Here is a 24,602-nt window from a genome sequence, read left to right on the forward strand (position 1 = left end):
TCACGTGTCTTCCTTAATACGTCGTCGGCTTGCAGGTGGGGTGGCACAGGCGGCGGGCGAGCGCGGCGAGGAAGACGTCGATGATCTCGTCCGGCTGCTGGGCGATGTGCAGGGAGCCGTTCGTGACGGACGTGATGTCGGACAGGCTCGCCCGGTCCGCGTTGCCGAAGGCGATGATGACGATCTGGATGGGCTTGTTCGGGTCCCACTCCTCGCGGAGCTTGCTGATCAGCTGCGGCAGCTTGATGCCGCGGCCGTCGTCCTTGCCCGCGGTGATCACCAGGAGCGTGTTGTTCATCTCCGCGCGATACTTGCCCGCGACCTCGTGGAAGCCGCCGAGTATCGCGTCGTAGAGCGAGCTGTCATGATCGGGATGCGCGGTGATCGTGGTGGTGAGCTGGTCGAGTACGCTCCTGCGGACCAGCTGGCCGCTCTCGGGACGGTTGATCGGCCCCAGGCTGACGCGCTGCTGGTAGCCCTTGGCCTGACCGAGCCCGACGGCGAACTCCCACAGCCCCATGTACGTGGTGTCGGGGAAGAGCCGCAGCCCGATCTTGGCCGCGGCCAGCGAGACGCCCAGCCGGGTGGTGTCCTTCAGCTTCTCGGCCATGTGCTTGGAGGTGTCGGCCAGCACCAGGATGTTCGTCGGCGGTGCCAGCCTGCTCCACGCCTGCAGTGCCTCGTCGATGTCCTCGGGCGACACCGAGGGCCGGGTCTTCGGGGCACCCGTCGGGATCTCCGGCCCCGGCGAGATCGGGCCCTGCGCGCCGTCGCCCGAGTGGAAGCCGGCCCGCCGTACCAGATCCTGGGCCTCGGGGCCGCGTAGCCAGTCGGCGAAGAGCGTCGAGGCTTCGGCGACCGTGGGGTCGGTGGCGGTGACGACGTACGGATAGTCGAGATTGATCGTGCCCTCACGCGGGCGCAGCGCGACGACCGGGTCGGCCGAGGGCTGCTGGTTGTGCGTCCACACCGACTGCTCGGGCACGATGACCACCGGCCGCTGCCAGAAGGTGCGGTCGTCCACGGCGGCCAGCATCGAGCGGTAGTCGGGCGCCGAGCCCGCCTGCGCCCAGCGGACGAACGCGGTCAGCGCCTTGTCGGCCTCGGGCCCGTTGCCCACGACGTCCCTGGCGGCGGCGACCGTGGCGATCCCGGCGCCGGCCAGCGACGGGTCAGGGACGCGCACGACGTCGGGCTCGTTGGCGTTGGGCGTGAGCCGGCCCCGCACGGTGGAGGGGAAGACCATCCGCCAGTTCATCTCGGTCTTGCCGACGGAGAAGCGCTGCGCCAGCGACGACCGCGTGGCGAACACCAGCGGCGACGTCGCCACCACGCTCTCCCCCGCCGGCAGCGCGCTCGCGCCCTGCTTGCGGGCTAACCGGATCCAGGCGGAGGAGTCGGCGATCCAGCCGTCGGGCCGCTCGCGCAGCACGCCGGCCCGGTCGCCGATCAGCGTCCGTAACACGGTGGCCGGGGGCTGCTCGGTGACCTGGACGAGCACGCACCGGCCGCCGATCGAGTTCTTGGCGTCGTTGAACTTCCCGGCCGCCTCCATGGCCGCCGGAGCGACGTCCACCGCGGCGGCCACGCTGACCAGAACAGGCTCTCGTGTCGTGCACAGCGCGCCGGCTCCGCCGAAGAGCACGACCACGGTGGCAGCGACGATGGCCACCGCCCCCGCCCCCGCCAGCAGGCCGCGTTGCAGTGCCTTCCTGCGGCGCTGCTCGGCGGGCAGCGCCGCCCGGTGTCGACCCAGCCGCACGGTGCACCTCTCTTCGGGGACTGCCGATTCTTCCAGCGCCGCCCACGACTGACGCAAGACTCGGTAGAACTTGTTATAACTACGCCATCGGGAGTACCCGCCTGACGCTCTGGCAGACACCGTCGCTCGCCGCCGACACGGCCAGCCGCTCGCCGTCGGGCCGGCCGTACTCCGTCGTCCGCTGCCGCACCGGCCGGCCGGTGACCTCGACCATCGCGCGCAGCTCGCTGATCGTCTTGTACGAGCCGTTCTCCGACCCGGCCATCCGGCTGATGGTCTCCTCCATCAGCGTGCCGCCGAGGTCGTTCACCCCGCCCTGGAGCACCTGGTGGCACAGGTCGTCCTGGAGCTTGACCCAGGAGCACTGGATGTTGGAGATCGCCCCGTGCAGCAGGATCCTGGCCAGCGCGTGCACGGCCCGGTTCTCCCGCGCGGTCGGGCCCGGCCGGGCGACGCCCGCCAGGTAGATCGGCGAACTGGTGTGCACGAACGGCAGCAGCACGAACTCCGAGAACCCGCCGCTCTCCTCCTGCAGCCGCCTGATCAGCTTGATGTGCCTGACCCAGTGCACGTGAGTGTCGACGTGGCCGTACATCATCGTGGACGTCGTCGGAATGCCCACCCGGTGCGCGGTGGTGATGACGTCGATCCACTCCTTGGTGGGCAGCTTGCCCTTGGTGAGCACCCAGCGGACGTCGTCGTCGAGGATCTCCGCCGCCGTGCCCGGCAGCGAGTCGACGCCCGCCTCCTTCGCCGCGTGCAGCCAGTCCTCGATGGACAGGTTCGTCCGGCTGGCGCCGTTGATGACCTCCATCGGGGAGAAGGCGTGTACGTGCATGCCCGGCGTCCTGGCCTTGACCGCCTTGGCGAGGTCGAAGTAGGCGGTGCCCGGCAGGTCAGGGTGAATGCCGCCCTGCATGCACACCTCGGTCGCCCCGGCCCGCCACGCCTCCTCCGCCCGGTCGGCCACCTGGTCCAGGCTGAGCGTGTAGGCGTCGGCATCGGTCCTGCGCTGGGCGAAGGCGCAGAAGCGGCAGCCGGTGTAGCAGACGTTGGTGAAGTTGATGTTCCGGTTGACGACGTACGTCACCTCGTCGCCCACCGCCTGCGCGCGCAGGTCGTCGGCGATGCGGGCCAGCTCGTCAAGCGCTTCACCGTCGGCCGACAGCAACGCCACGGCTTCGGCCTCACTCAACCCGGCCGGATCCGCCTCCGCCCGCCGCAGCGCCGCCCGCACCTCGGACGGCGTATGCCCCCCAGCCGCGCCGGAGTCCAGGCGCTCGCGCAGGGCCTCCCAGTCCCCGTAGACGTTGTCGAAGTCGTCCCGCCGGTCGTTGGTCCGGCCGGTCGTGTCCACCTCGACGTGCAGATCCACCCGCCCAGAAGCGGCGAATCCCCCATCCGGCTCCTGCCACGGCCGCCCCTGGAGCACCGCGTCCTCCCGAGCCAGCCCCGTGACCGGATCCGCCAGCGCCGCCACGTGCGCGAACAGCCGAGGGTCCAGCCACGGCTCCCCCGCCAGCACATACTCCGGATAGATCGTCAGCCGCTCCCGCAGCTGGAACCCCGCCTCCCCGGTCCGCGCCGCCAGGTCGTCGATCTGTGGCCACGGCCGCTCGGGGTTGACGTGGTCGGGCGTCAGCGGCGACACCCCGCCCCAGTCGTCGATCCCGGCCCGGATCATCAGCTCGTACTCGGCGTCGACCAGGTTCGGCGGCGCCTGCAGCCGCACCCGGGGCCCCAGGACGAGCCGGGCCACCGCGATCGTGGCGGCCAGCTCCTGCAGGTCGGCGTCCGGCAGGCCGCGCATGGCGGTGTCCGGCTTGGCGCGGAAGTTCTGGACGATGACCTCCTGGACACCGCCGTACTCGCGCGCCACCCGCCGGATCGCGAAGATCGACTCGGCCCGGTCTTCGATGGTCTCGCCGATGCCGATCAGGATCCCGGTGGTGAACGGCACGTTCGAGCGGCCCGCGTCCTCCAGCACGCGCAGCCGTACCGCCGGATCCTTGTCCGGAGACCCGTAGTGGGCCGCCCCCTTCTCCTCGAACAGCCGCCGCGAGGTCGTCTCCAGCATCATGCCCATCGACGGCGCGACCGGCTTGAGCCGCTGCAGGTCGCGCCAGCTCAGGACGCCGGGGTTCAGGTGCGGCAGCAGCCCGGTCTCCTCCAGCACCCTGATCGCCATCGCGCGCACGTACGACAGCGTGTCGTCATAGCCGTGCGCGTCGAGCCACTCGCGGGCCTGGTGCCAGCGGTCCTCGGGCCGGTCCCCCAGCGTGAACAGCGCCTCCTTGCACCCCATCGCCGCCCCCTGGGCGGCGATCTCCAGCACCTCGTCAGGACTCAGAAACGGCGCGGGCAGTTTGTTCGGCGCCGTCGCGAACGTGCAGTAACCACAACGGTCCCGGCAGAGCCGGGTCAACGGGATGAACACTTTCCTGCTGTACGTGATGACGCCCTCCCTCCCGACCGCCGCCAATCCGGCATCCCGGATCCGGGAGGCGTGTTCGAGCAACGCGTCAAGGTGCTCATCGCGGGCGTGGAGCAGCACGGCCGCCTCGGTGACGTCGAGGGTCTTGCCGTCGCGGGCTCGGGCGAGAGCACGGCGGAGTGCGGAATCACTTACGAGACTCATACCGGCACACTACGACGGGCTGAGTTCACGACCCGCACCTAGGGGCGGGTCAAAAGGAGCGGTAGTCGCGCACCGACATTCTCGGTCCGCGCGCGGGCGGCCGCAGCCCGGTGAGGTAGATCAGGATCGTCGCCCGGTGCCGGTGGCCCATGTAGGGCTCCAGCAGCCGCATCATGCCGGGATCGTCGGTCTTCTCGCCGGTCAGCGTGTAGCCCACCAGCGTGGCCAGGTGGAAGTCGCCCACGCTCACGGCGTCGGGGTCGCCGAAGGCCCGCTGACGCACCTCCGCCGACGTCCACACCCCGACGCCCGGCAGGGCCCGCAGCAGCCGGTCGAGCTCCTCGCTGGTGGCGGCGGCCTCCAGCTTGGCGGCGTGCCAGGCCGCCGTGGCGATCGTCCTGGCCCGCACGGCCTCGGCACCGGCCCGATGCCAGTGCCAGGACGGCACCTCCCGCCACACGCTCGTCTCAGGCACAACCCGCATCCCGTCGGGCGCGGGTCCCGGCGCGGGCTCCCCATAGCGGTTCAGCAACCACCGCCAGGCCCGCCACGCCTCACGCCCGACGACCTTCTGCTCGAGTACGGCCGGCACCAGGGCCTCCATGACCCGGCCCGTCCTGCCGATGCGCAGCCCCGCGTGCTTCCTGGCCACGTCCTCCAGCACGGCGTGCCGCACGCTGAACCCCGAGGCGTCGTCATCGGCCCCGAGCAGGGCGGGCAGCGCCTCAAGCAGCCACCCTGCGCCCGGCCCCCACGCCTGCCCGCACACGCTCCCCGCCCGGATGCTCACCCGCAGGGTGCCGGGCCCGTCGGGGGTACGGGAGGTGCGCCACACGGCGCCGTCGTGCGTGGCGCGCCAGGTGGGATCGCCCGTGCCGCGCCGGTGCGGACCCAGCACAAGGCCCAGGTCCACCGGCGCTTCGGGCACCCACCAACGTTCCATCACCCAACCAGTCTGCCGCCCGAAACCGCCTCCGTGCGCCAGGAACCCCGTCGTGAGGCGCCGCCCGAGTCCGTCTCGGGGTGCCAGGGCCCGTCAATCCCGATCCGCCTCGGGTGCCGGTCGCCCCCTTTCAGGGGCGCGCGTGTCGGCGCCCGGCCATGTGCGGGTTCAGCGGGCGTACTCCTGGAGGCCCCCAGCCCTGTACGGCGGGTGGCGGGTGCCCACCGCTTGCCGTACAAGAAAGAAAAGGGTTTAGACGTCGCTTGAATAGCGGACAGCACGCTCAGGAAGCTCGATGCCCGGCCAAATGCGCACCCCCGCCTGGAGTTCGTTGCCCGGACCCACCACCGCGCCGTCGCCGATCACCGCGTCGCACACCACCGCGCCCGCGCACACCCGCGCCCCCCGGCCCACCACCGAGTCCGTCACGGACGCGCCCGCGTGGATCACGCAGTCGTCGGCCAGCACGCTGCCCAGCACCGAGGCGCCAGCCTCGACCACGGCGCGCGCCCCCACCGTCGAGCCGCCCTGCACCTTGGCCTCCGGCGAGACCACGGCCCCGTCGAGCGCCAGGTATTCGCCGGTCGGGCCGGGCAGCGCGGGCGAGGCCAGCCGGCCGAGCACCAGGTCGCGCGAGCCGCGGACGAACGCGGCGGGCGTGCCGACGTCGAGCCAGTAGGTCCGGTCGGCGTAGCCCAGCACGAGCTCGCCCGACTCGATGAGCCCCGGGAAGGTCTGCCGCTCGACCGACACGACCTCGCCCCTGGGGATCTGGTCGATGATCGAGCGGGTGAACACGTAGCAGCCCGCGTTGATGCGGTTGGTCACCGGGTTGGGCGTCTTCTCCAGGAAGTCGGTCACCCGCCCGTCGTCGTCGGTGGGCACGCAGCCGAACCGGGTCGGATCGTCGACCTCCGTCAAATGGAGCGTTACAGCAGCGGAACGGTCCACATGGGTGCGAATCTGGTCGCCGATGTCGTGACCGGACAGGATGTCGCCGTTGAGTATGAGCACAGGATCGTCGGGACCCGAGGTGAGCGCCTCGGCGGCGTTGCGGATCGCGCCGCCGGTGCCGAGCGGCGTCTCCTCCGTCATGTATTCGAGCGAGAGCCCGAACGCCTCCCCGTCACCGAAGACGGGCTCGAACATCGAGGCTTTGTAGGAGGTCGCGAAGACGATCCGGCGCACCCCGAATGATCGGGCACGGGCCAGTTGATGTGCCAGGAACGGCACTCCGGCGGTGGGAAGCAGCGGCTTGGGCGTGCCCAGTGTCAGCGGACGCAGGCGCGTGCCCTGCCCTCCGACCAGGAGGATCGCCTCAAGGTCTGGCAAAGAGCTCTCCATCACTCGGTGAGGTTATCCAACTATTCGATCGCGCGCTGGTAGGAGCTGAGATGCGCCTCCACGGACGCCTCCCAGGTGAACTCGCGGGCTCTGGCCAGACCGGCCTCGCGCAGTTGCAGCCGCCGCTCGGTGGAGGCGAGCAGCTGGCCCAGCTCCCTGGCGATGCTGTCGGCGTCGGGCTCGGTGTAGGCGACCGCGTCGCCGCCCACCTCGGGCAGCGAGGTGCGGTGGGTGGTGAGCACCGGCGCGCCGCAGGCCATCGCCTCCAGCACGGGCAGCCCGAACCCCTCGCCGCGCGACGGGAACGCCACCACGACCGCCCCGCCGAGGAACCCCGGCAGGTCCGGGATGCTCAGGTAGCCCGGCCGCACCACCTTGACGGTGGCCTCGACCTCCCGGCAGGCCTCGTCGACGTCGTCCTCGTGGACCCCGCCGCCGAGCACCAGCGCGGGCGGGTGGTCCAGGCTCTTGACGGCCATGGCGAAGCCGCGGATCAGGTTGGGCACGTTCTTGCGCGGGTCGAGCGCGCCGAGGAAGGCCACGTACGGCTGGCCGTGCAGGCCGCACCTGGTGACCGCGCGGAGCATCTCGGCGTCGCTCGGCGGGTGGAAGACCCGCTGGTCCACGCCGTGGTAGGCGACGTCGATGCGGGTCGGATCGGCGGCGAGCACGCGGATCAGCTCGTCCCTGGTCGCCTTGGACGGCACGATGACGCGGGTGGCGTGACGTACGGAGGTGCGGGTGGCGGACCTGAAGAACGACGCCCGGACCGCGCTGTGCTGGTCGGGCTCGGTGAACCAGGTGACGTCGTGCACGGTCACCACCGTGGGCAAACCCGCGCGGATCGGCATCGAGTAGTAGGGGGCGTGGATGACCTGCGCCCCCGCCTGGCGGGCGAGCAGCGGCACGCCGCTCTGCTCCCAGGCGAGCCTGGCGGCCCGGTTGGTGATGGCGACGGGGCCCGGCATGATCCGGGCCGAAGGCGCGAGGCGCCCATAACGGTCGGCGTCGGCGCGCTGGCAGACCACCGCGAGGTCGGCACCCGCGCGGTCGAGCCCGGCGACGAGCCCGTCCACGTATCTGATCAACGCCCCACGGTCCGCGGGGACCGCCGCGGCGTCGACGAGCACTCGAGGCATTACGAAGATCTTCTCCCCTCAAGATCAACGTGGGGCCTTTCGCCCCCCTCTACGGTTCAGCTTATGACCAGTGGGCCCCAATTCGTGGTCCAAATCACACCGAGTCGCGCCGAGCCGCGATTCCCGCCATACCCGCGCAGATCAGGTCCCCGATGACGATGACGATCCGGGATGAAAGAGCCACGGCGATGGCCGGACCGGCGGGCATCACGGGCGCCAGCACGCCCACCATGACCACTTCCCGCACACCGGCACCGGCGGGCACGACGAACGACATGATGCCCAGAGACCACGACAGGGCGAAGGCGCCGATGGCGAAGAGCAGGCCGCTCTGCGGCACGATGAAGTAGAGGTGCACGCCGTAGGAGATCCAGCCGGCCAGGGCCCAGCCGAGCGCGATGAGCATGCCGCGCCGGGTCAGCTGGCGTTCGAGGGGCTCGCGCTTGAGCTTGCGCAGCCCGAACCCGATCAGCCCGTTGATCACCTTGGGCTCCAGCAGCACCAGCAGCACGGGGACGAGGAGCAGCAGCCAGCCGAACCGGTCCCAGCCGAGCGTGACCAGCGTGACGAGCAGGCCGGTGGCCAGCTGGATCGGCATCATCAGGAAGAACACCGCCGCGCTGCGCGGGCGAGGCACGCCGAGGTCGCGGCCCATCTCCATCTGGGCCAGGACCGGCCAGACGGCGCCGGGGATGTACTTGCCGAGCTGGCCGACGAAGAACACCTTGGCGGCGGGGCGCAGCGGCAGCGGCGAGCCGAGGTCGGCCAGCAGGGTGCGCCAGGTCAGCATGGCGCACAGCAGCGCGGCCACCACCCCGACCAGAGAGGCGGCGAGCAGCGGCCAGCTCAGCCGGGCGAACCCGGCGACCACGGCGTCCCACTGCGACGCCACCGCCCACCCGCCGAACCCGAGGGCGACCAGCAGGAACCCGAACCGCACGACCTTCCGCAAGCCGGGCGCCTTGCCGGATGTGCCGGGCTTGATGGTGCTCACAGCGGGCGGACCGGCTCGGGTGGCTGCGGGAGGTCGGCGCCCGCCGGGCGCCGGGGCGTCTTGGTCGCCACCCACAGGTAGGTGGGCACGATCGGCAGGAGCAGGCGCAGCACCGCGCGCGGCGTGCGCGCCAGCACGGTTCGCACCACGCGGCCGAGCGCGCCAGGGAACAGCTCGGACCCGGCGAACCGCGTCGGCGTCGCCAGCACCGGGAAGGTGTAGTCCCACACGTGGAAGGCCCGCAGCATCCGGCGCAGCCCGCGCCGGGTTCGGTAGCGCTCGTAGTAGTGGTCGGCGCGACCGAAGGCGCGCACATAGCGGTCGGCCAGCGCGGGCGGCAGGTAGGACAGGAACGGCAGCTTGTAGTGCGGCTCCATGACGCCGAGCCGGTTGCCCAGCCCCAGATAGAGCACGCCGTCGTCGGACAGCACCCGGTGCATCTCGGCGACCACGGCGTCGGGGTCGACCACGTGCTCATAGATGTGGTTGAACACCAGCACGTCGAGCGAGCCGTCGGGGAACGGCAGCGCCGTGCCGTCGCCGCAGACGAACGCCACCCGCTCGCCGAACCGGTCGGCCGCCTTGCGCAGTCCGGGCACGTCGATGTCGATGCCCAGCGTGTGCTCGGCCCCGGCGCCGGCCAGCTCGTCGGCGATGAACCCGGCCGAGCAGCCGACGTCGCCGACGGTCAGCCCGCCGAGCGGGCCGTGGAAGTGCTCCACCACCGCGATGATCTTGGCGGCTTTGCGCCGGCGTTTCTCCTCGTCAAGCATCGCCGACTGGAACTCGGAGTACTCCAGCTGCGCGACCCGTTCCTTACCCACGCCGCCCAACAGTACCCGCGTACGAGAGGCGCCGAACGATCGAAGACCCGATCGTCTGGCTATCCGTGACCGCCCGCGGTTAGCCTTGACCAATGCTCCGCCGCCTGCTGCGCGTCGTCCTGGCGCTGGTCGCGCTCGGTTTCCTCGGCTACGGACTGGCACGGAACTGGGGTGAGACCACCGCGGCCGTGACCGCGTTGTCGCCGTGGGCGGTGCTCGGGGCGTTCGCCGCGGTGCTGGCCGGGCAGTTCTGCATGCTGCTCGCCTGGCGCGGGGTGCTGGCCGGGCTCGGGTCGCCGCTGCCGTTGCCGGTGGCCGGGCGGATCATGTTCGTGGGCCAGCTCGGCAAGTACATCCCCGGCTCGGTCTGGGCGTACGCCGCCATGATGGAGCTCGGCCGTGACCACGGCAGCCCGCCGCGCCGGACGTTCGCCTGCATCTCGCTGTCCCTGGTGATCAACCTGGGGGTCGCGCTGTCGATCGCCGCCGCGACGCTGGCGACGCAGCAGGCCGTGCGCCAGGCGTGGTATCTCCTGCTGCTGGTCCCCGTGATCATCGTGTGCCTGCATCCCAAGGTGCTCACCTGGGGTCTCAACCTGGCCCTGCGCCTGGCGCGCAAGGAGCCGCTCGAAAGCGTGCTGCCCGGCCGTACCGTGCTGGTCGCGGTGGGCTGGACCGCCCTGGGCTGGTTCGTGTACGGCCTGCACACCTGGCTGCTGTCGGGCAGGTGGGACCTCTACGTGGTGGCGACCGGGGCCTACGCGTTCGCCTGGGCCACCGGGCTGCTGACGTTCGTCGTGCCCGCCGGGGTCGGGGTTCGCGAGGGCGCCATGATCCTCGTGCTCTCGCCGCTGATCGGCACCGGCCCGGCCTACGCGGTCGCGGTGGTGTCGCGGCTGGCGTTCACCCTGGGCGACGCCGTCGCCGCGGGCATCGCCTTCCTGCTGGGCCGTCAGGCGTCGAGGAGCACCGCGGAGTACGACGACCAGAACGGCTCCGGGTCGACCGCCTTGACGCCCGACCGCAACCGCTCGGGCTCGCCCGGGGCGTAGAACCGCTTGATCGCCCCGTTGAGCGCCTCGACGTCGTCCGGCTCGACCAGCAGCCCGTCGACGCCGTCCGTGATGTGGTCGGCGAGCGCCCCGACGCGGGTGGCGATCACCGGCACGCCGTGCTCGTGCCCGAGCCAGACGTTCTGGCTGGCGGTCGCGTTGCGGTAGGGCAGGACGAGCGCGTCCGCCGCGGCGAACAGCTTCGGCACGTCCTCGGCGGCCACATAACCGGGCCGGAGCTCCACCCGGTCGGCGATGCCCAGCTCACCGATCAACGCCTGGGTCCCGTCGAGCCCGCCCCAGAACTCACCCGCCACGGTCAGCCCGACCCCCTCCGGCAGGGCTCGCAGCAGCAGGTCGAGCCCCTTGTACGGCCGGACGATGCCGAAGAACAGCAGCCGCCCGTGCACCTCGGCGGAGCGTTCACCGGTCGTGGACGGCAGATGCGGCGGCAGCCCGGCCACGCTCACCGGCTTGCCGGTCAGGGACGCCGCCAGCTCCGCCTGCTGGTCGGAGTGAGTGAGCACGGCGTCGACCCGGTTGAGCAGCGCCTTCATCAGCGGCCGGTCGTAGGGCTTGCGCTCGTGCGGCAGCACGTTGTGGCACAGGGCGACGGTCCTGGCCTTGCCGCCCAGGCCGTACAGGATGCCGAGGTAGGCCGGCACCTGCACCGGGCTCAGGACGGCCAGGATCACCAGGTCGGCCGAGCGCAGCCGGCGCCCGCAGGCCACCCAGCCGCCGGGATTGCGCCAGTCGAGCCGGCGCAGCGTCTTGGGGAAGGGAGTGCCCTCGGGCGCCGAGATCGTCTGCTGGCCCGGATAGAGGAAGGCCGGGTATTGCGCCCGCCATGACTCGATCACCACGTCGTGACCGAGCGCCGTCAGCCGGTGCGCCAGCTCGGTGGTGTGCTGCGCCCCGCCCCCTTTGTACGGATAGGTGGGGCCGACGATGGCGATGCGCACGCTATTCGCCCCGCGAGCGCACGATCAGGTCGGCCAGCAGTGCCACGGACCCGATGAGCAGCCCGGACAGGAAGATCATGACGGTGTTGGCGGGGAAGTAGAACGGGTGCTGGATCATGTCCCAGATCCCCTTCACGAACCCGATGGCCACCAGCCACAACGCGGGCGGCATGAGCACCTTGAGCGGGTTGAAGTACATGATCATCCGCAGCACCTGCAGGATGTAGCGGTAGGCGTCGGAGACGAAGCTGAACTTCGACTTGCCCGCCCGCTTGGCGTAGTCGATCGGCAGGTAGTAGACGTCATGCTGGTTCGACAGGAACGACAGCGTGATCGTCGTGACGCAGGAGAACCCGGGCGGCAGCAGCCGCAGATAGGGCTTGGCCACCGTCCTGCGGAACGCGCGCAGCCCGGAGTTGAGGTCAGGGATCTTCTGCCCGGCGAGCTGCTCCGCCACCTTGCGGATCACCCACTTGGCGGGGACGCGCAGCAGCTTGTGCGAGCCCTCCTCGGAGGTGCGGGCACCGACGACCATGTCGACGGTCGCGTCCTTCTCCAGGATCTGGACCAGCTCGGGGATGCGCTCGTTGGGGTAGGTCATGTCGGCGTCGGTCCAGACGACGATCTCGCCCCTGGCCTCCTGCGAGCCGATGCGGCGCACGGTGCCCGCCCCGCCGTTGCGGTGGAAGGCACGGATCCGCAGGTGCTCGAACCGGGGCGCGGCCTCATGCAGCCTGGCCAGCGTCTCGTCGGTGGAGCAGTCGTCGACCGCCACGAGCTCGTAGGTGTAGCCGCTCGAGTCCATCGCCTTCGTGATGCGCTCGACCTCGTCGATGACGTGATCCTGCTCGTTGTAGCACGGCAGGACGATCGTGACGTATGGCGCTTCTTCCACGGCGTATCCACTCTGGGGGGTCTCAGACGTGCTCACGTGCGTCGAGGGTACTCTGCCCAGCAGGGAGAAAAGTCCACACACAGGTCAGGCAACGGCCATCCACACGCTGATTCCGAACCCCCAGGTGCCGTTCGGCGCGTCGACGAGTGAGCGCTCGTCCTGCCGGGATCTCAGGGCCATGACCTGCGTCTTCGGGCCGTACGGGGCGACCTGGCCCTCTTCGGCCGCCAGCACGACCGGGACGCGGCCGACGGCCCGGACGCGATCGATCAGGCGGCGCACGTCTTCTTCCTTTGCCGTATTCTTCCCTACCACCACGAGCTGGGCCGTCGGGCGGTCGCACATGCCCCGGACGACCTGGGTGAACCGGTTGGCCGTCACCCGCTCGATGATCAGCACCGAGGCGTTCGGCGGGATCTTGGCGCACATCGCCTCGACGGCCGCCCGCTCGCCCCGCTCCACCGGGCTGAACGCGGTGCCGATCGAGGTGATGGCCGGTGGCACCAGGATGAGCAGAGCGCCCACGACGCCGATCCACCGGCCGTACCCGCGCATGGGCGCCCGCGTACGCACCCACTCCAGCCCCCACACCGCCAGCAGGATCATCCCGGGGATCACCACCGGGACCAGCCGGCGCGCGGCCCATGGATGGTCGGGGGTGATCTCCGGGCGCAGCAGCGTGGTCACAGTGGTCCAGCCGATGACGGCCAGCGGCAGCAGCCACTCGGCCGGGGAGCCGTTCCTGAGCAGCCGCCGCACCAGCACCGCCGCGGCGAGCGTGGCCAGGACGATCGCGGGGATGCCGACGTACCAGCTCACCCAGTGCAGGGACAGCTCCGAGTACAGCCGGGTGCCGTCGACGGGCAGGCCGTTGGCCTTCTGCGTCTGTCTGATGAACTCGGAGGTGAGCCGGTCTTCCGGCGTCGTGGCCACCCGTCGCACGGTCTGCAGCCACGGCCTCACGGCCAGCCCCGCCACGATCAGGACGACCAGCGCGGCTCCCACGTCCGGAAGCCACCTGGGCAGCCGGATGCGGGCCAGCCGGGGCGCGGCGAGCGTACCGGCCAGGGTGATCAGGAGAACGGCGGCGCAGATGGCCAGCAGCGGATTGACCGACTTGGACAGATAGGACAGATACGGCCGCGCCAGCACGTACGCCGCCAGCAGCCCCAACCCGGCACCGGTCGCGAGCCCCGCCAGGAGCGGCAACCCGAGCGCCCCCTGGGGCCTGCCGAGGCGCCGCCAGGCGATCAGCGCCCCGGCGAACGCCAGGACCGGCAGCACGTCACGCAGCCCATCGATCCTGACCAGCACGGCCAGCCCGAACACCAGCCCGCCCAGCGCCGCCGCCCAGCCCCGCGATCTGTCCTCCCGCGCCAGGGCGTCGTGGACCAGCGCCAGGCCGCCGAACAGCAGCACCAGCGAGGGGATCTCGCTGAAGGTGGTCCGCGAGGTGTAGAGGATCGGCAGGCTCACCGCGAAGGCCAGCGCCGCCACCGGTGCCCAGCGCCCACCGGCGAGCCGGCCCACCACCCCCGCCAGCGTGAGCACGGCCAGCGCCCCAAGCACGGCCGGTGTCAGCAGCATGGCGCCGAGCCCGCCGAGCCAGTCACCCGCGGCGAACAGCAGCGGCGGCCCTGGCATGAACTGCGGCACCACCGCCCCGTCCGCGGGATAGAACCCGATGCTGTCGAACCGCAGCGCCGGATCGGGCCCGCCGAACGCCTCCATCTGCGGGATGATCGGCAGCGAGCCGTGCCGGGCCAGCCAGATGGCATATTGCGCGTACGTGGCGGGGTCACGCCTGACGATCAACTGCTCGGTGTGCGTGATCGCGTTGAACACACCCGACCCCACCGCGACGGCGACGACCGCGCCGACCTGCCGCCCGGTCGCCTCGACGACCTTCAGCGGCCCGCGAACGGCGAACCGGCACAGCAGCCCGATGACCACCACCCCGAGCACCAGGGCGGGCACCGGCTGGTACCAGCCCAACAGCAGCAGAGGAAGCGCGGCGAGCAGCCAGCCGGCCACGATCAGGGCAGGCAGGATCGAGGCCACGGCGAGCACCCGGCCCGCCGATGGCCTGCGCGTCCGGTCCGGCCAGGCGATTCTCATCGGTGATCGCGAGCGTATCCAACGAGCGGGCCCCGCGACGCGGCTACGGGCCTTCGGCGCGTCAGGTGCGTCGGGTGTGTCGGGTGTGGGCGGTTATGCGCGTCCGCACACCGCGCCTGCTGTGGGCGGTTATGCGCGTCCGCACACCGCGCCCGCTGTGGGCGGTTACGCGCGACCACACCGCGCCCGCTGTGGCCGGTTACGCGAGATCGTCGGAAACGCGGGTAGCGTACGCGACGTGCCGGTGAAGCGGGAGCGGGAGAACGTACAGGTGGAGGAGGCGACGCCCGTCGGCGACCCCGCCCGGACGGCCTCCCTGGTGCGGCGGCACGGCTGGTTCCTGGCGGTCCTGACCCTGGGCACCGTGCTGCGGGTGGTCACGATGCTGGGCTACCGCCCGGCCCTGTGGTTCCCCGACTCCTACACCTACATCGTCACCGTCTTCCACCCACGCCCCGACCTGGTGCGCCCCGCCGGCTACTCGGCTTTCATGAAGGCGCTCGAACCGTTCCACTCCTTCGGCGCGGTCGCCGCCGCGCAGCACCTGCTCGGCCTGGCCACCGGCGTGCTGGTCTACTGGTGCGCGCGCCGGGCGCCCAGGTGGGCGGCGACGCTGGCCACGGTGCCGGTGCTGCTGGACGCCTACCAGATCGAGCTGGAGCACCTGCTCGTCTCCGACACGCTCTTCATGTTCCTGATCGTCGCCGCGGTCGCCCTCACCCTGGCCGACCGGTCCATGGTGATCGCCGTCGGGCTGCTGCTGGCCGCCGCCACGCTCACCAGGACCGTCGGCCAGCCGCTGATCGTCGTCGTGGCGGCCTGGTTCCTGCTGCGCAGGCGGGTGGGGCTGGCCGGGGTGGTGGTCGTGGCCGCGCTGGCGCCGATCCTCGCGTACGGGGGCTGGTTCTACGCCACCTACCACCGCGTCGGCATTGTCGGGGCGAACGGCGCGTTCCTGTACGCCCGGACGATGTCGTTCGCCGACTGCGCCAAGATGGACCCCCCACCGGACCTCAAGGTGCTCTGCGACCCCCGGCCGCCCGATCAGCGGCCGCCCTCGCAGGAGTACATCTGGGCCAAGGACTCCCCGCTCGTCGCGCTGCCCGACATCACCTTCACCCAGCAGACCGACGAGCTGGCGGCCAGGTTCGCCTCGCTGGCCATCCGCAAACAGCCGCTCGACTACGCGGCCTCCGTGCTGTCGGAGCTGGGCCGTTCGTTCGTCTGGGGCCGGCCGGTCTACCCCGACCACGAGATCTACGACTACTACGAGTTCCCCGCCATCTCGCCGCCACCGCCCGGCCGGTGGGCCGCGCAACTGGGCGTCGACCTGGGCAAGCGCTACGAGCAGGGGCCGATCGGCACCGAGGTCGTCGAGCCGTACGCGGGCTGGATGCGCGCCTACCAGGACGTGGCCCGGCTGCCGGGGACCGTGCTGCTGGCCGTCCTGCTCGTCCCCCCCGCCCTGGCGATCAGGCGGCGACTCACCAGATCCGTGAGAGGGGTTTATGAGCCGCCCGCGTGGTTGCTGCCCTGGTCGACGTCGGTATTTCTGCTGCTGATGCCCGCCGCGGTGGCCGAGTTCGACTACCGGTACGTCCTGCCGGCCGTACCCCTGGCCTGCCTGGCGGCGGCCCTGGCCACCCGCCCTGACCTGCGCAAACTCTAAGAGTTTGTCGAGGATATTCCACGAAATGTCCAGCTCTGAGTATGCTTTTGCCCGGTAACATCACGCCCGAGTCACGGTCGATTCTCTTGGTCATGGCTGCGGGCACGCCGTCGGTGACCTAGTCTCGTGGCGCAGAACGACCGAGCCGACCGGACTGGGCGAGGGGGCGCATGAGTGACCATTGGAGCGTGTCCGTGGAGGACCGCAGGGTCGCCTCAACACAGCCCGGCAGCCGGATGTCGCGCCGGGCGGCGGCGTCGAACCCTCCTCCGCCGCCACCCGAGGACCTGCCGCCCCGCGGCCACCGCGGCGGCGGTAACGGCGGTGGCAACAAGATGCGCGTGCTGGCCTGGATCAGCATCGCGACCACCTCGCTCATGGTCGCCGGCGCGCTGACCGGATACACGCTCTACCGCGACGCCTTCAGCAACATCAACCAGAGGGGCTTCAAGCAAGACATCCTCACCCCCCGGCCTCCGGACACCGGCGCGCTCAACGTGCTGCTGGTCGGCTCCGACACCCGTGCGGGCAAGGGCAACGCGAAATACGGCCAGAAGCTGGCCAGGACGGCCGACGCCGGCGGCAAGCGCACGGACACGATCATCCTGATGCACATCTCGCCCAACCGGGACCAGGCGCGGCTCATCAGCTTCCCGCGTGACTCGATGGTGCAGATCCCCAGGTGCAAGAACGAAACCACGAAGCAGGAGATGCCGGCCCAACGCGCCATGATCAACTCGGCGTACAGCTCGGGTGGGGTCGCCTGCACGATGTCCACGCTGGAGACCCTCACCGGCATCCGCATCGACCACTACGTCGAGGTCGACTTCAGCGGCTTCAAGAACATCGTCGACGCGCTCGGCGGCATCACGATCTGCCTCCAGAACGGCGTCGACGACAAGAACTCCCACCTGAAGCTGCCCCCGGGCAACAGCCTGCTGACCGGCGAGCAGGCGCTGGGCTACGTCCGGCTGCGCCACTACGGTGACGGCAGCGACATCCAGCGGATCAAGCGCCAGCAGATCTTCCTGAGCAAGGTCGTACAGAAGGCCACGAGCAGCCAGCTCCTCACCGACATCGGCAAGCTCACGAGCTTCATCAAGGCCACGGCCAAGTCGGTGACGATGGACCCGGAGCTGGCCAACGACACCGCTCAGCTCATCGACATCGCCAAGAGCGCGGCGAAGATGACGGCGGGCGGGGTCAAGTTCACCACGATCCCGTGGCAGCCGGACCCTGAGGACAAGAACCGGGTGGTCTGGAAGCAGCCCGACGCCAACGACCTGTTCAACGCCATCAAGAGCGACGTCGAGCTGCCCGAGGCCGCGGCGACGACCGGCACCGCCACCACCAAGCCCAAGATCAACGTCAAGCCGGAGCAGGTCCAGGTCCAGGTGCTCAACGGCACCACGACTCAAGGCAAGGCCCGCGAGGTCGCCGACCTGCTGAGCAAGGAGGGCTTCAAGGTCACGGGCGTGGGCAACTACCTGGCCGCCGACGGCAAGAGCCAGGCCAACACCCAGGTCCGCTACGCCAAGAAGGCGGCCGACGGCACCACCTACAGCGACGTGCTGATCAAGGCGATGCAGCCCAAGCCGACTCCGACGGCGGGCAAGCTCAAGCCGACCACCACCGACGTCTACACCGCCCCGGTGCCCGTGCCCTCGTCGACCCCGGCCACGGCGAACCCGCCCGTGATCCAGCTGATCATCGGCGAGGACTTCAAGTCGGTCAAGGTCACCAAACTCCCCGACAGCGTCACCAACAGCACGATCTCCGCAGACAAGCAGAAGAACGTCTGCACCTGACCTCCAAGTTCCCTGTGTAACCGGGTGTTCTCGCACCGCTAGTGAGACAGGAACCTCGCGGCCGGGATAATGTGTTGCGGGTCGGCGACGCGGGCTCGCCCCACGCGATCAAAAACGCGTGCCGCGTGCTTGCTGTCGCGTTCCCCCGACCCCGAGCGAAGCTGAGCGACTCCGTAGTGTCTGACACCAAGCACTCCCCACCGACCACGACTCCCCAGGGTCCCGGTGACGCCGATGAGGCCACCGGTCCCGCGAGCACAGGAGCTCAGTGGCCGCTACCGGAGGAGGCTTTCTGGAGTGAGAAGACGGATCCGCACGGCACCACCCCGCCAGAGGCGGAGGACAAGGAGCCCGAGCCGGAGCCGTCGCCCGAGCCCGAGGCGCCCAGGCGGAAGCGCGACCCTTATCTGGACAACGTCAAGTTCGTCCTGATCGCGTTCGTGATCGTCGGCCACTCGCTGGTGCCGACGCTCAACACCGACTCCGCCAGGTCGCTCTACATCTTCATCTACACCTTCCACATGCCGCTGTTCGTGCTCATCAGTGGCTACCTGTCCAGAAATTTCTGGAACTCCAACGCGAAGACCAACAAACTGGTCGACACGTTCGTCGTGCCGTACGTGATCGTGGAGGTCGGCTACGCGCTGGTCCGGCTCAGCCTGGGGCAGAAGTGGAGCCTCACGATCATCGACCCCGCGTGGATCAACTGGTATCTGCTGGCGCTGCTGTTCTGGCGACTGTCCACCCCCGTGTGGAAGCGGATGAAGCACCCGATCCCGGTGGCGATCGCGATCTACCTGTTCGCCGGGTTCTCGCAGATCTCCGGCGACTTCAGCATGGACCGGTTCTTCGGCCTGATGCCGTTCTTCGTCATCGGGCTCGTGACCCAGCCCGAGCACTTCGAGCTGCTCAACCGCCGGTGGATCAAGATCGTCTCGGTGTTCGTGGTGCTCGGCGCCGCCGCGGTGTCGATCTTCATCGCGCCCAAGGCGCCGCTCAAGCCCTTCTACTACAAGCACAGCTTCCAGGACATGGACCTGTCCTGGTGGATGGGCCTCGGCGTGCGCGCCGGGCTGCTGATCTGCGGGCTGGCCATGAGCTATGCCGTCCTGGCACTGGTGCCCAGGCGTGAGACGTGGTTCACCGATCTCGGCACCCGCACCCTCTACTGCTACCTGCTCCACGGCATCCCCGTCCTCGTCGCCAAGGAGATGGGGTGGCTGGAGCTGCCCTGGCTGCACGGCCCGCTCGGGGTGCTGGCGATCAGTGCGAGCTGTTTCGCCCTGGCCATCGTGCTGTGCCTCCCCGAGACGCGCACCGTGTTCAAGTGGGTCCTCGAACCCCGCCTAACCTGGCTATACCGCCGCCCTTCAGGAAGTTAAGCGGCAATTCCCCCTGCATTTACGCCGTTGACCGGGTGACCGCGCAGCATCGTCCGCATGCGGGTTTGCGTCGCCACCACCGTCCACCATCCCGAGGACGCCCGGATCATGCACAGGCAGATCCGGGCGCTGCTCGACGCGGGCCACGAGGTGACCTACGTCGCGCCCTTCACCTACTACAACGTGACGCCCGCGATGGGCGTCACCGCGATCGACGTGCCGCGTGACGCCGGCTACGGCCGGGCGCGGGCGGCGCTCAGGCGCGGCCTCAGGCGCGCCGACCTGCTGATGGTGCACGACCACCGGCTGCTGCACGCCCTGCCCTTCCACCACCCGCCCATTGTCTGGGATGTACGGGAGCAGGTCACCGCCAGGCAGATGGCCCGCGCCGAGAGGCGTCACCACGTGATCACCTCCGCCGTGGTGCCGGAAGCCACCCTGGTGTCGGCGGAGCCTCCACCTCCCGGTGACACCAGGGTGGTGCACATCGGGCGCCTGTCCGCCGAGCGCGGCGTCTCCGAGCTCATCGGGCTGGCCGAGCGACTCGTCCCGCACGGCATCAGGATGGACCTGATCGGCGCCAGCGACCGCGAGATCCGGCCGCTGCTGCGGGACGCGCAGCGGGTCGGGCTGCTCGACTGGTTCGGGTACGTCCCGAACCGCCATGCCCTGCGCATGGCGGAGGGCGCCCTGGCCGGCCTGGCCCTGTCGGAGGAGACGGGCCCGAGGACGCCGACCAAGATCCTCGACTACATGGGCCGGGGACTCCCGGTGATCACCACACCGCATGGCTCGATGGCCGAGCGCGTCGGGTGCGGGCTCGTGGTGCCGCTCAACGTGGACGCGCTCGTACACGCCGTACTTGATCTCAAGGAGGACCCCGCGCGGCGGACGGCGCTGGGGGCGCGCGGCCACGCGGAGGCCCGCCTGCGGCACCACTGGCCCGATCACGCGGCGGATTTCGTGGCCAGGATGGAGAGGTGGGCCGGCGTCAGCGTGCCCGCCCACTCCCTGGCCGTCTAGGGCCGTTCGAGGTCGTAGGTGACGTCCGCCAGGCGGACCGTCTGGACCAGCGGGTCCTCGATGATCTTCCGCAGCTCACCGATCGTGGCCAGCGAGTCCACATAGGCGAAGGCCAGACCGTCGCTCGCGGCCTTGCGGAGGCGGGCCAGGCTCAGATCGAAGTCGTGCAGGTTGTCGTCGTCGTAGTCCTTGAGGATGCCCACCCAGCGCCGGAAGTTCGCGAGGTCCAGCTTGATCGCCTCATCGGGCTGGATCACGTGGTCCTTCATGGTCGTCAGTTCGGGCATCGGGGCTCTGTCCCACGTCGTCATCCCGCCCCACGTGATGGGGATCGAACTGGGGCGCCGCTCAAACACGACCTTGTCGACGGAACTCTTGTATCTGGCGGTGAAGGCGCTGAGCTCATCGGCGGTAAGTGGCTTGGCGAATTCGATCACGGCCAGCGCGTTGAGCCGCTCGGGCAGCCTGGCGAGGACCTTACGGCTGTAGTCCTTGGGCTGGTTGCCAGTGCTCACGTTGGCCAGGGCTCTGCTGAGGGTGGTGTTGGCGCCGTTGCCGAGCGGTAGCCTGCCCACACGGCCGAAGAAGTCCTGGGTGATGACGTGCTCCGCGCCTCCGTAGCCGGCGACGAACCCGCCGGCGGCCCGCACCGGGTTGGCGGAAACGGTGAACGACATCGACAGCGGCGTGGTGGCGCCCCAGTCCCGGACTTCGATGTCGTAGCCAGGGTTGTAGATCTTGAAGGCGGTGCCGAGCACATCCGTCATGCGCGTTTCCCGGTCGCCGCGCCGCTGAATCAGGCTGGAGCCGACCGTCGCCATCAGGACGAGGACGACCAGCGCCGCCAGGACCATCGTGGCCGTACGCGTGAGGCCCCGCCGCACGGCCCGGCGGGTCGCCTTGCGGTCGAAGTCGGGCATGGGCAGCAGATCATCGTCAGTCATGCGGAACTCCGTAGATATCGGCGAAGGCGGCTCTGGCCCGCCACACGGCGGTCTTGATCGTGGCGTGCTTCTTGCCGGTCATCGCGGCCACCTCGACCAGCGAGAAGCCCTCGAAGTAGACCAGGGCGAGGAGCCTGCGGTGCTGCTCGGGCAGCCGCTCCAGGGCGTCGCGCACGGCCAGCGACTCGGCGTGCAGCGCGGGCACGCCGAGCTCGTCGGGGTCGGGCAGGGCCAGCTCGCGGCGGTGGCGCCGGACGTGGTCGACCAGGACGTTGCGGGCGATGGTGAGCAGCCAGGCGGCCGCGTTCTCGCCGCGCCAGCCGAGCAGCGCCCGGGTCGCCTTGACGAATGTCTCCTGGGCCAGGTCTTCTGCGAGGTGGGGGTCGCGGGTGCGGCGTAACAGGAACCCGCACACGAGCGCCCAGTGCTCTCGGTACAGCTCCTCGATGATGATGCCCTCCGCGTTCTTGCGATTGTCACAACAGAGCAGACGCGATCGGGGCAGGAATGGTCACACGGCTTTCCGGTTGATGTACTGGAGTCATGTCTTCGCATCTGATCCAGGGCCGCACGGTGAGCATGCCCGTCCAGGTGAGAGACGCCACGGTCTGCAGCGTCATGTATCCCGTACGGGCCGACGCCGCCAGGGCGGTGATCGCCTACTCGGGGCTGGACGTGGCCGAGGTGTTCCCGGGCAAGGCCATCTGCGTGCTGGTGTTCGTCGATTACCGGGAGAGCGATCTGGACGCCTACCACGAGGTCGGCGTGGCGTTCCTGGTGCGTCCGCCGGGCGTGGCGCAATCGGTCGGGCTGGGCGATCTGCGGCGGGCCGGGGTGTTCATCCACTGGCTACCGGTCGATCAGGAGTTCACCTTGGACGCGGGCCAGCGCATCTGGGGCTTTCCGAAGGAACTGGCCGACATCGACCTGCGGCTCGACTCGGCGTACAAACGCTGCGTCCTGCGCAAGGACGGACGGCTGGTGCTCGACCTGCTGCTCAGACCTGGCCTGCCCGTGCCGGGCGCGGGCGCGCTGGTGCCGCTGGACGCCTTCACGCATCGGGAGGGCGTGACGCGGCGCGTCCCGTGGTCGGTGACGGCCCGGGGCGTCCGCGTACGGCCCGGCGGCGCGCTGATCCGCCTGGGCAACCACCCGATAGCCAAGGAGCTTAGCGAGCTCGGCCTGCCGAAGCGCCCCCTGCTCACCACCACGGTCGCCCACGCCGCCATGACCTTCGGCGACGCGATGGCCGTCTAGGCCCGGGCGCTCCACCGTCCGTCGACGCGGCTGATCCGCACCGGGTGGTCGAAGCACTTGCTCACCAGGTCGGTGGTCAGCACCTCGTCCACCGGCCCCGACGCCATGCACTCGCCCTCCCGCAGCAGCAGCGCGTGGGTGGTGCTGGCGGGCAGCTCCTCCAGATGATGGGTCACCAGTACGGTGGCCAGCGCCGGGTGCTCCCGGCGCAGCACGTCGAGGCCGGCCAGCAGCTGCTCGCGGGCGGCCAGGTCCAGCCCGGTGGCGGGCTCGTCGAGCAGCAGGAGCCGCGGCCTGGGCATGAGAGCCCGCGCGATCAGCGCCCGGCCCCGCTCGCCCTGGGACAGGTAGGGCCAGCGCGCCTCGGCCTTGCGCGCCATCCCCATCATCCCGAGCAGCCGCAGGGCCTGCTCCTCCTGCTCGGCGGTGGGCTGCCAGCGAGGGACGATCTCGATGGTGTTGGTGGCCCCGGTCAGCACGAGGTCGCGCACCCGGAGGCTGGACTCCAGCGAATGGCGTGGATTGACGTGCCCCAGGAAGGAGCGGAGCTCGCGCATGTCGACCCGGCCGAGCCGATGCCCGAGGACCTCGACGACCCCTCGCGTGGGGTGCTTCACCGCCCCGAGGAGGTCGAGCAGCGTGCTCTTCCCGGCCCCGTTGGGCCCCAGCAGGGCCCAATGCTCGCCCTGCCCGACCGTCAGAGAGATCGAGCGCAACAGGGAGGTGCCGTCGCGCACCACATCGACCTCGACAGCACGCAGCACGGGCCCACCGGCAACAGGATCCATCTACGCAGGCTATCAACAGTCATCAGATGTCTGAGGACTGACCGTAACCTGGCCGGTCCTCAGACGATCGGCGGGCGGCCCAGCTTCACCATGCGCCACGCGGTGCGCCAGGCCATCGGGCGGCGCTCGCCGGCCGGCGTGCGCAACCCTTCGAAGAACCCGGTGAACCACGCCTTGATCGCCACCCCGGACCGGCGCTCCCGGATCAGCGTGAGCACCACCCAGTCGAGCAGGTAGAGCACCGCCAGCGGCCACGGCAGGTTGCGCCGCGCCAGCCACACCCGGTTGCGCGCGTTCATCCGGTAGAAATCGGCGTGCCGCGTCGGCGGGACCTGCGGGTGGTACATGACCGTCTCGGCGTCGTACTCGATCCGATAGCCCTCACCCAGCAGCCGCCAGGCCAGGTCGGTCTCCTCGTGAGCGTAGAAGAACTGCTCCGGCAGGCCGCCCACCTGGAGGAAGGCCGAGCGGCGGATCGCCGAGGCACCGCCGAGGAAGGTGGTGACCGGCGAGGATCGTTCGGGGTCGCCCGCGCGCAGGCGCGGGACGTGACGCCGTTGGCCGATGCCGCCTTCGGGGTCCATCACCCGGAAGGAGATGACCGCGAGGTCGGGCTCGGTGGCGAAGCGGTCGCGGACGTGGGAGACGACCTTCTGGTTGGCGTACCAGCCGTCGTCGTCGAGGAACAGCACGACATCACCGGAGCACTCCTCGACGCCGCGGTTGCGGCCGGCCGGGATGCCGGTGTTGCGTTCGAGCCGGACCGTCTTCACGGTCGCGGACGAGCCCACGGGTGGCGTCGCCGACACCTCGGGCACGTCGGCGCCGTTGCCCACGATCACCACCTCGACGTCGCCGTCGATCTGGTGCAGCGCGGACTCGACCGCCCGGTTCAGCTCCGCGACCCGGTTGCCCATGGTGAGGATGACGCACGATATCTTCAACGGGTCATCGTCCTGACGCGTCGAGAACACGGGCGGAGCATTCTTTCATGATCACCGAGTCTGCTGGTATGCATATTTCCTGATATTGGTGGAGCCAAGCGTATCGGAACCGAAGG

At 70.2% G+C, this 24,602-nt stretch carries 20 protein-coding genes; 6 read left to right on the plus strand and 14 right to left on the minus strand.

The window, feature by feature from the left end:
* Window positions 1-13: 13 nt before the first annotated feature.
* The 7 genes from ACQP2T_RS53295 to ACQP2T_RS53325 all read right to left on the minus strand — a co-directional run bounded on the left by ACQP2T_RS53295 (window position 14) and on the right by ACQP2T_RS53325 (window position 9,644).
* The gene (locus ACQP2T_RS53295; protein ID WP_433512433.1) at window positions 14-1,762 is read right to left on the minus strand and encodes a substrate-binding and VWA domain-containing protein; all 1,749 of its coding nucleotides are present in this window, start codon (window positions 1,760-1,762) and stop codon (window positions 14-16) included.
* Between the two features lie 79 nt (window positions 1,763-1,841).
* On the minus strand, window positions 1,842-4,400 hold the full coding sequence (locus ACQP2T_RS53300) for a bifunctional FO biosynthesis protein CofGH (protein ID WP_433512434.1): 2,559 nt from the start codon (window positions 4,398-4,400) through the stop codon (window positions 1,842-1,844).
* A gap of 49 nt (window positions 4,401-4,449) precedes the next feature.
* Window positions 4,450-5,343 carry a DNA-3-methyladenine glycosylase family protein gene (locus tag ACQP2T_RS53305; protein ID WP_433519947.1) on the minus strand — a complete coding sequence of 298 codons (894 nt, stop codon included), beginning with the start codon at window positions 5,341-5,343 and terminating at the stop codon, window positions 4,450-4,452.
* Window positions 5,344-5,595: 252 nt separating this feature from the next.
* Entirely contained in the window at window positions 5,596-6,675 is a 1,080-nt protein-coding gene (locus ACQP2T_RS53310; RefSeq protein WP_433512435.1) for a sugar phosphate nucleotidyltransferase, read from the minus strand.
* A 32-nt stretch (window positions 6,676-6,707) separates the two neighbouring features.
* Window positions 6,708-7,826 carry a glycosyltransferase family 4 protein gene (locus ACQP2T_RS53315; RefSeq protein ID WP_358550795.1) on the minus strand — a complete coding sequence of 373 codons (1,119 nt, stop codon included), beginning with the start codon at window positions 7,824-7,826 and terminating at the stop codon, window positions 6,708-6,710.
* 94 nt (window positions 7,827-7,920) lie between these two features.
* The gene (locus ACQP2T_RS53320) at window positions 7,921-8,820 is read right to left on the minus strand and encodes a lysylphosphatidylglycerol synthase transmembrane domain-containing protein (protein ID WP_433512436.1); all 900 of its coding nucleotides are present in this window, start codon (window positions 8,818-8,820) and stop codon (window positions 7,921-7,923) included.
* Entirely contained in the window at window positions 8,817-9,644 is an 828-nt protein-coding gene (locus ACQP2T_RS53325; protein ID WP_433512437.1) for a methyltransferase domain-containing protein, read from the minus strand. Before ACQP2T_RS53325 ends, ACQP2T_RS53320 begins: the two co-directional genes overlap by 4 nt.
* Window positions 9,645-9,736: 92 nt before the next feature.
* Between ACQP2T_RS53325 and ACQP2T_RS53330 the strand changes: the two genes are divergently transcribed.
* Window positions 9,737-10,696, plus strand: a complete 960-nt coding sequence (locus ACQP2T_RS53330) for a lysylphosphatidylglycerol synthase transmembrane domain-containing protein (protein ID WP_433512438.1) — start codon at window positions 9,737-9,739, stop codon at window positions 10,694-10,696.
* Here ACQP2T_RS53330 and ACQP2T_RS53335 read toward each other — a convergent pair.
* The 3 genes from ACQP2T_RS53335 to ACQP2T_RS53345 form a co-directional block, all read right to left on the minus strand.
* Window positions 10,597-11,658: a glycosyltransferase family 4 protein gene (locus ACQP2T_RS53335; protein WP_433512439.1), complete on the minus strand. Its 1,062-nt coding sequence runs from the start codon at window positions 11,656-11,658 to the stop codon at window positions 10,597-10,599. The genes ACQP2T_RS53330 and ACQP2T_RS53335 overlap by 100 nt on opposite strands.
* A gap of 1 nt (window position 11,659) precedes the next feature.
* Window positions 11,660-12,553, minus strand: a complete 894-nt coding sequence (locus ACQP2T_RS53340) for a glycosyltransferase family 2 protein (RefSeq protein ID WP_433512440.1) — start codon at window positions 12,551-12,553, stop codon at window positions 11,660-11,662.
* 84 nt (window positions 12,554-12,637) lie between these two features.
* Window positions 12,638-14,671: a hypothetical protein gene (locus ACQP2T_RS53345; protein ID WP_433512441.1), complete on the minus strand. Its 2,034-nt coding sequence runs from the start codon at window positions 14,669-14,671 to the stop codon at window positions 12,638-12,640.
* Between the two features lie 238 nt (window positions 14,672-14,909).
* Between ACQP2T_RS53345 and ACQP2T_RS53350 the strand changes: the two genes are divergently transcribed.
* The 4 genes from ACQP2T_RS53350 (at window position 14,910) to ACQP2T_RS53365 (ending at window position 20,553) form a co-directional block, all read left to right on the plus strand.
* Window positions 14,910-16,340 (plus strand): hypothetical protein, encoded by a 1,431-nt coding sequence (locus ACQP2T_RS53350; protein WP_433512442.1) that lies wholly within the window; start codon window positions 14,910-14,912, stop codon window positions 16,338-16,340.
* A gap of 170 nt (window positions 16,341-16,510) precedes the next feature.
* The gene (locus ACQP2T_RS53355) at window positions 16,511-18,148 is read left to right on the plus strand and encodes an LCP family protein (RefSeq protein WP_433512443.1); all 1,638 of its coding nucleotides are present in this window, start codon (window positions 16,511-16,513) and stop codon (window positions 18,146-18,148) included.
* 176 nt (window positions 18,149-18,324) lie between these two features.
* Window positions 18,325-19,530 carry an acyltransferase family protein gene (locus ACQP2T_RS53360; protein WP_433512444.1) on the plus strand — a complete coding sequence of 402 codons (1,206 nt, stop codon included), beginning with the start codon at window positions 18,325-18,327 and terminating at the stop codon, window positions 19,528-19,530.
* A gap of 57 nt (window positions 19,531-19,587) precedes the next feature.
* Window positions 19,588-20,553 (plus strand): glycosyltransferase, encoded by a 966-nt coding sequence (locus ACQP2T_RS53365; RefSeq protein ID WP_433512445.1) that lies wholly within the window; start codon window positions 19,588-19,590, stop codon window positions 20,551-20,553.
* Here ACQP2T_RS53365 and ACQP2T_RS53370 read toward each other — a convergent pair.
* Together ACQP2T_RS53370 and ACQP2T_RS53375 are read right to left on the minus strand one after the other, a co-directional pair.
* Complete coding sequence (locus ACQP2T_RS53370; protein ID WP_433512446.1) at window positions 20,550-21,497, minus strand: hypothetical protein; 948 nt, start codon at window positions 21,495-21,497, stop codon at window positions 20,550-20,552. The genes ACQP2T_RS53365 and ACQP2T_RS53370 overlap by 4 nt on opposite strands.
* The gene (locus ACQP2T_RS53375) at window positions 21,490-21,912 is read right to left on the minus strand and encodes an RNA polymerase sigma factor (protein WP_433512447.1); all 423 of its coding nucleotides are present in this window, start codon (window positions 21,910-21,912) and stop codon (window positions 21,490-21,492) included. The genes ACQP2T_RS53370 and ACQP2T_RS53375 overlap by 8 nt, the downstream gene beginning before the upstream one ends.
* A gap of 128 nt (window positions 21,913-22,040) precedes the next feature.
* Between ACQP2T_RS53375 and ACQP2T_RS53380 the strand changes: the two genes are divergently transcribed.
* Complete coding sequence (locus ACQP2T_RS53380) at window positions 22,041-22,754, plus strand: acetoacetate decarboxylase family protein (protein WP_433512448.1); 714 nt, start codon at window positions 22,041-22,043, stop codon at window positions 22,752-22,754.
* Here the strand turns inward: ACQP2T_RS53380 and ACQP2T_RS53385 are convergent.
* Together ACQP2T_RS53385 and ACQP2T_RS53390 are read right to left on the minus strand one after the other, a co-directional pair.
* Window positions 22,751-23,542 (minus strand): ABC transporter ATP-binding protein, encoded by a 792-nt coding sequence (locus tag ACQP2T_RS53385; protein WP_433512449.1) that lies wholly within the window; start codon window positions 23,540-23,542, stop codon window positions 22,751-22,753. The two genes, ACQP2T_RS53380 and ACQP2T_RS53385, sit on opposite strands and share 4 nt — an antisense overlap.
* A 59-nt stretch (window positions 23,543-23,601) precedes the next feature.
* Entirely contained in the window at window positions 23,602-24,486 is an 885-nt protein-coding gene (locus ACQP2T_RS53390) for a glycosyltransferase family 2 protein (protein ID WP_358550948.1), read from the minus strand.
* Window positions 24,487-24,602: the final 116 nt, after the last annotated feature.

This window comes from Nonomuraea sp. CA-143628 (assembly GCF_050942315.1).
GTDB lineage: Bacteria > Actinomycetota > Actinomycetes > Streptosporangiales > Streptosporangiaceae > Nonomuraea.

Coding starts and splice junctions, on each gene's coding strand:
- ACQP2T_RS53355 (WP_433512443.1), top strand. CDS start 16,511: ATGAGTGACCATTGGAGCGTGTCCGTGGAGGACCGCAGGGTCGCCTCA.
- ACQP2T_RS53345 (WP_433512441.1), bottom strand. CDS start 14,671: ATGAGAATCGCCTGGCCGGACCGGACGCGCAGGCCATCGGCGGGCCGG.
- ACQP2T_RS53305 (WP_433519947.1), bottom strand. CDS start 5,343: ATGGAACGTTGGTGGGTGCCCGAAGCGCCGGTGGACCTGGGCCTTGTG.
- ACQP2T_RS53315 (WP_358550795.1), bottom strand. CDS start 7,826: ATGCCTCGAGTGCTCGTCGACGCCGCGGCGGTCCCCGCGGACCGTGGG.
- ACQP2T_RS53385 (WP_433512449.1), bottom strand. CDS start 23,542: ATGGATCCTGTTGCCGGTGGGCCCGTGCTGCGTGCTGTCGAGGTCGAT.
- ACQP2T_RS53370 (WP_433512446.1), bottom strand. CDS start 21,497: ATGACTGACGATGATCTGCTGCCCATGCCCGACTTCGACCGCAAGGCG.
- ACQP2T_RS53380 (WP_433512448.1), top strand. CDS start 22,041: ATGTCTTCGCATCTGATCCAGGGCCGCACGGTGAGCATGCCCGTCCAG.
- ACQP2T_RS53365 (WP_433512445.1), top strand. CDS start 19,588: ATGCGGGTTTGCGTCGCCACCACCGTCCACCATCCCGAGGACGCCCGG.
- ACQP2T_RS53330 (WP_433512438.1), top strand. CDS start 9,737: ATGCTCCGCCGCCTGCTGCGCGTCGTCCTGGCGCTGGTCGCGCTCGGT.
- ACQP2T_RS53300 (WP_433512434.1), bottom strand. CDS start 4,400: ATGAGTCTCGTAAGTGATTCCGCACTCCGCCGTGCTCTCGCCCGAGCC.